This window comes from Bradyrhizobium archetypum (assembly GCF_013114835.1).
GTDB lineage: Bacteria > Pseudomonadota > Alphaproteobacteria > Rhizobiales > Xanthobacteraceae > Bradyrhizobium > Bradyrhizobium archetypum.
Window position 1 is genome coordinate 1 of the sequence record NZ_JAAVLW010000027.1, and the last position, 5321, is coordinate 5321.

Sequence of the window (5321 nt, forward strand, 5' to 3'; positions counted from 1 at the left end):
GTCGCGATGTCGCCATCCAGCAGCCGGTCGCGGTTCTTCGAGAACACCGAATGGTCCCAGGCCGCGTCGTCGACGCCGATTCCGACGAACCAGCGGAACAGCAGGTCATATTCCAGCCGCTCCATCAGAAGCCGCTCCGAGCGGATCGAATAAAAGGCCTGCAACAGCATCGCCCGCAGCAGCTTCTCCGGCGGGATCGACGGCCGCCCGATTGGCGAATAGAGCGCGGCAAACTCGCGCTCCAGCGCCGACAGCGCCTCATTCACGATCGTCCGGATCGCTCGCAGCGGATGATCGCGCCGCACCCGCGCCTCCAGGTCAACGTAGCTGAACAGCTAGCCCGTTCGATTGTCCCCGCCGCGCACGCCCCATCTCCGACCAATGAATCACGGTCACCGGTCGTCGGCGAGCGCCTTTTTTCAACAGCCTGCTAGGTGGGGGCCTCATGCAGGTTATGCTGCAAGAGGCTACAGAGTCTACTAATTTTAGGAGGAGATTGCGGGGCTCAGGTCAGTTAAAAGCTCGCTTGAGGCTGATATCTATTGGAATTGGCGTCATCAACGAGGCTGCAGGATGGGGCAGTGCCAAGGGATAGCCACTTTGCCGGAAGGACGCCGTCAGTGTTGCTGGCTCGGACTCCGATGACTTTGCTCGACATAACCACAGCGATGCCTTCAGCCTGGCTACTACACTACCGCAGTTACGGTCCACTGCATCGAAGCTTTCTACTTCAACTCCATCGGGAACGCATTCAGCTGTCGGCGTTGGGGCTTTTGGAACACCAACCAGTCACTACTAAGCAGGAGCTGGAGAACCTCGTGGACGGCTCCGCGTGGCTCTCTGGTTTACACTCCAGGACCTGACCTACGAACGATTGGCCGGAGGCTAACTTGTCATATGGATTGCAGCGAATTCGAACTGGATTAGGTCCCGGACCTGAGCACTTGAGGCGAGAAACGATAGTACCAACTTTTATCCAGCTTAGTTGCCGTTCGAACGACGGATCCGATCGCCCGCTTGTCGTGAACCTATCAGAAAGCCTGCAGCAGATGGGTTGTGGGTACTAGGCGATGAAGATTGGCATAAACGACCTACAAAGGCACACCAGGAACTTGGAGTTTAATCTGCGCCACGCGATAGAGCGGGTGCTGAGGAGCGGACGGTACGTGCTTGGTGGGGAGTGTTCAAGTTTCGAGCAAGAGTTCGCCGCATATTGCGAAGCTGCGCACTGCGTCGCCCTCGCTAGCGGCACAGATGCGCTGGAACTAAGTTTGCGCGCGCTTGGTATTGGCGACGGCATGCGAGTGGCGACTGTCGCCAATGCCGGCTCGTTTAGCGCAGTCACGATTCGAGCGGTGCGGGCCGTGCCCGTGTTTGTGGAGGTTGATCCTGGGTCGCACCTCATGAAGATCGAGGATTTGGAGGCTCTGTTGCAGGAAGATCGAATCGACGCCGTTATCATCACACACCTCTTCGGATTCATGCATGATATGCAGGCGATCCGAGGGTTGACTGAACGCGCAGGCGTTCCCCTATTGGAGGATTGTGCCCAAGCACCTGGTGCTCGCAGGGATGGGCGACGCGCCGGCAGTGTGGGGGATGCCGCGGCATTCAGCTTTTATCCCACCAAGAACTTGGGCGCACTCGGGGACGGCGGCGCTATAATCAGCAATAATCTGCAGCTGGCGGACCGATTGCGACTGCTCAGACAATATGGCTGGGATCGCAAGTACTCGATTGCATGCCTTGGAGGCCGAAATAGCAGACTTGACGAAATGCAAGCAGCCGTGCTGCGCGCGAAGCTACCGCACCTTGATCGTTGGAATACTCGTCGGCGGGAGATTGCAGCGCGCTATGCCAATGGCATAAGAAATTGCCGCGTGACTTGCCCGCCCCAACGTGGGGAGGAATACGTAGCGCACCTCTTTGTCGTGACCTGTGATGACCCTGACGGACTTAGGCGCTATCTCGCCTCACACCAAATTGCGACCGATGTCCACTATCCGATTCCAGATCATCTACAACCTGCGGTATCTCAGAATAATAGTATTTCCCTTCCGGTAACGGAACGGCTCGCTAAGCGCATTTTGACTTTGCCATGTTTCCCCGAGCTGAGTGACGAAGAAGTCGATTACATTATTGGTGCCATCAACGCGTGGTAGAACTATCTATTCCGTTGTTATACCCGTTCGCAAAAATGCTGATTTGTGCCGCTGCTGATCGCTGAGTTCGAGAAGATCAGGGAGATAGCTCAAGAGCAGCGCGGAGTTCCAGTCAAATTCGTTTCCTCAGGCGGCGAGCTTAGCATTACAGTTGCCACTTCTGACGGATCCTGAATCCATGGGCAACCATGATTCGAAGATCGTGGACGCAGGCAGCGTCGATTGAAGATACGCTTGCGTTGTGGGCGGTGTCGCTTCGGGAGGTGAAGAAGCGGATCCGTCCGCTGTTTGGGCAGGAACGTGTCGCGAGGAACGCGGGCCTGTTTCTGGAAGGTCTGCTCGGCGATGAGCAGCGCAAGACCGGCTTGATGCGGGCGCAGGCAGCTGGCGATTCCTGGCCCGTGGCGGCAGCAAGATCCTGGAATTGGGATGCTGATGGCCTGCGAGACATCGTGCACGGCTATGTCATCGAGCATTTGGCGGATGACGGTGCAATTCTCGTGATAGACGAAATCGGCTTTCTCAAGCAGGGCAAAGCGTCATGCGGAGTGGCGCGGCAATACACCGGTTCGGCGGGCAAGATTACGAACTGCCAGATCGGCGTCGTCGCCACCTACGTTTCGCGCCATGGACATGCGTTCGTCGATCGCGCGCTGTATTTGCCGAAGGAATGGACCGACGATCCGGATCGTCTGGAAGCTACGTACGTGCCTACCGGCACAGGCTTTGCGACCAAACTAAAGCTTGCGATGAGAATGATTGCACGCGCCATAGCGGCGTCTGTGCCGTTCAAGTGGGTTGCCGGTGATATGGTCTACGGTGTTGGTGACATCGAACAGCGACTGCGTCGGGCCGGCAAAGGCTATGTGCTCGGGGTCAACAGCACTCATGTATTCCGATCCTGGGGCAAGCGGCCACCGGTCGCCGGGACGGCTGCAGATCTCGCCCGGACGCGACGTGCATCCGACTGGAAACGCCTGTCGGCGGGAGCCGTAACCAAAGGACCGCGCTGCACGATTGGTGTTATGTCGAATTGGCCGATCTCGAGGCCGGGCAGTTCCGCAAGTGACGGTTTGTGGACACGCGGTCTACTGATCCGTCGCCGTATCGTCGATGATGACCTCGCCCTCTTCTCCACCTGGTGCCCCAGCGGGAACAACCATTGAAGAGCTGGTCGCGGTCGAAGGCCATCGCTGGGCGATCGAGGACAGTTTGAGACCGCGAAAACGAGTTCGGCCTCGATCACAACGAGAGCCGATCCTGGCATGGCTGGCATCGCCACGTGTCCATGGTGATGCTTGCTTTTGCCATGATGGCGGTGATCCGCCATCTCGCCAATCCGCCGCCGCCCAAAAAACGCAGCGCCGAACCGCGGCCAAAACAAAACCATCGCCGACTCATCATTGATCCGATGGTCAATCCGGGAAGTTCGGCGTATCGCCGTCAGGCTCGCGCGAAAGCGAATACAACCTGCCCACATCATCGCACGGTCGCTCTGGTGCAGGGCTCACCAGGCGACCGCTCAGCGTGCGCACCTCAAGGCTAAACGGCGACTGTAATGTTAGGCCGATAGAATTCGTCATCATCGCCCAGACAATCCGAGCTAGCTTGTTGGTAACGGCGAGCGCGACGACCATGGGCCGACGTCGCTCAACTAGAGCTTCGATCCAGCGGCCTCCGACCCTTGTGCGTGCCTTCGGATATCGAACGGCGTTCTGTGCTCCGATGCAAGCAAGTACCTGAGATAGGAGTCGCCCTGTTTCGTTATGCGGCCGAGCCGGTCCTTCCGGTGGAATTCTTCTTAGGCGTCAGGCCCAGCCAGGCCGCGAACTCTCGCCCCGAGAGGAACATGGTCGGTCCGGAAGAGTCGCGGATGGGACCAACGCCGGGAATCGAGGAAAGCAACTTCGCCATCGGATTTTTTGTTCGATAGCCTCGAGCTGGGGGGCCAATTCCTGCAATTAGTTCACAAGGATAGTCAGTGCCACGCGGGCATGGGCGGGTAGCGTCAGTTCCTCGTCATTCAACAAGTCCACCAGACCATCCCGTTTTGCCGGCCCTGTCCGACAATGATTCCGAACTCTGCAAAGTGAGCTCGGATAGCGCAAGACATCATAGTTCTCTGGCGGACCAGCAAGCCTCTCGCGCGATGAAGCATCAAGGAGCCTTGATCTTCGACGCCCTTGATTGCAACGAACCGCATATCGGGACGGGTGACCGCTTCGCAGATCGCGGCCGCGTCAGCGGCGTCGTTCTTGGCTCCTCGCCGCACGTAAGGGTTTACATAACTGGCGGAATCAATCCAACCTCGTGACCGAACCGCCGAATTTCGTGCGCCCAGTGGTGAGCGGTGGCGGAGGCTTCGATGCCGACCCGTACATCGCCAGTAATAACGCCGGCGCCGAGAGAGCGGGGCGTCTCCATCAAGGGCCGGCTGCGGGATGAACTGTTGAACGAGACGCTGTTCACGTCGCTAGCCCAGGCTCGCGTCGCGCTCGGTTGCTGGCGGGCCGATTACAACGATGCACGCCCACACTCGCGGCTCGGATGGAAGACGCCGTCCGAGTTCGCCTTGACCTGCCATCCGCGCCGGGACCTGGCGCTGCGCTATGCCGAGGGCTCCGCGCCAGCTCCCGTCGCTACAACCGCCCGACCGGACAAATCCAACAGCCGTGGCGAACTCAGGTCTGGATAAAAGGCAAGGTCACTTTGGATCTTTCGCGGCAATCCGAACCGGACTTAGCAGGCTGTTGAAAAAAGGCGCTCGCCGACGACCGGTGGTCGGAGATGGGGCGTGCGCGGCGGGGATAATCGAACGGGCTGGCTGTTCAGCTACGTTGACCTGGAGGCGCGGGTGCGGTGCGATCATCCGCTGCGAGCGATCCGGACGATCGTGAATGAGGCGCTGTCGGCGCTGGAGCGCGAGTTTGCCGCGCTCTATTCGCCAATCGGGCGGCCGTCGATCCCGCCGGAGAAGCTGCTGCGGGCGATGCTGTTGCAGGCCTTTTATTCGATCCGCTCGGAGCGGCTTCTGATGGAGCGGCTGGAATATGACCTGCTGTTCCGCTGGTTCGTCGGAATCGGCGTCGACGACGCGGCCTGGGACCATTCGGTGTTCTCGAAGAACCGCGACCGGCTGCTGGATGGCGACATCGCGAC

5 protein-coding genes and 2 pseudogenes are annotated in these 5321 nt (G+C 59.1%); 5 read left to right on the forward strand and 2 right to left on the reverse strand.

Annotation, left to right across the window (positions count from 1 at the left end; all coding sequences use genetic code 11):
• On the reverse strand, positions 1-335 hold a 335-nt coding region (locus HCN50_RS32930), incomplete at its 3' end, for a transposase (RefSeq protein ID WP_171714011.1).
• 735 nt (positions 336-1070) lie between these two features.
• Between HCN50_RS32930 and HCN50_RS32935 the strand changes: the two genes are divergently transcribed.
• The 3 genes from HCN50_RS32935 (at position 1071) to HCN50_RS34945 (ending at position 3708) form a co-directional block, all read left to right on the forward strand.
• The gene (locus HCN50_RS32935) at positions 1071-2162 is read left to right on the forward strand and encodes a DegT/DnrJ/EryC1/StrS family aminotransferase (protein WP_171714008.1); all 1092 of its coding nucleotides are present in this window, start codon (positions 1071-1073) and stop codon (positions 2160-2162) included.
• 188 nt (positions 2163-2350) lie between these two features.
• Positions 2351-3328: an IS701 family transposase gene (locus HCN50_RS32940; RefSeq protein WP_376700352.1), complete on the forward strand. Its 978-nt coding sequence runs from the start codon at positions 2351-2353 to the stop codon at positions 3326-3328.
• Between the two features lie 116 nt (positions 3329-3444).
• Positions 3445-3708 carry a hypothetical protein gene (locus HCN50_RS34945; protein WP_376700353.1) on the forward strand — a complete coding sequence of 88 codons (264 nt, stop codon included), beginning with the start codon at positions 3445-3447 and terminating at the stop codon, positions 3706-3708.
• Between the two features lie 28 nt (positions 3709-3736).
• On the opposite strand, the pseudogene HCN50_RS35020 reads toward HCN50_RS34945, so the two are convergent.
• Positions 3737-4535: pseudogene (locus HCN50_RS35020) on the reverse strand (IS110 family RNA-guided transposase); the annotation flags it as partial.
• A gap of 46 nt (positions 4536-4581) precedes the next feature.
• On the opposite strand from HCN50_RS35020, the pseudogene HCN50_RS32950 reads away from it, so the two are divergent.
• Positions 4582-4857: pseudogene (locus tag HCN50_RS32950) on the forward strand (integrase core domain-containing protein); the annotation flags it as partial.
• Between the two features lie 99 nt (positions 4858-4956).
• Positions 4957-5321: transposase (locus HCN50_RS32955; protein WP_171714010.1), on the forward strand; the 365-nt coding region annotated here is incomplete at its 3' end.

Bases quoted from the DNA above. Each gene is read 5' to 3' on its own strand.
- HCN50_RS32935 (WP_171714008.1), top strand. From the start codon at position 1,071: ATGAAGATTGGCATAAACGACCTACAAAGGCACACCAGGAACTTGGAG.
- HCN50_RS32940 (WP_376700352.1), top strand. From the start codon at position 2,351: ATGATTCGAAGATCGTGGACGCAGGCAGCGTCGATTGAAGATACGCTT.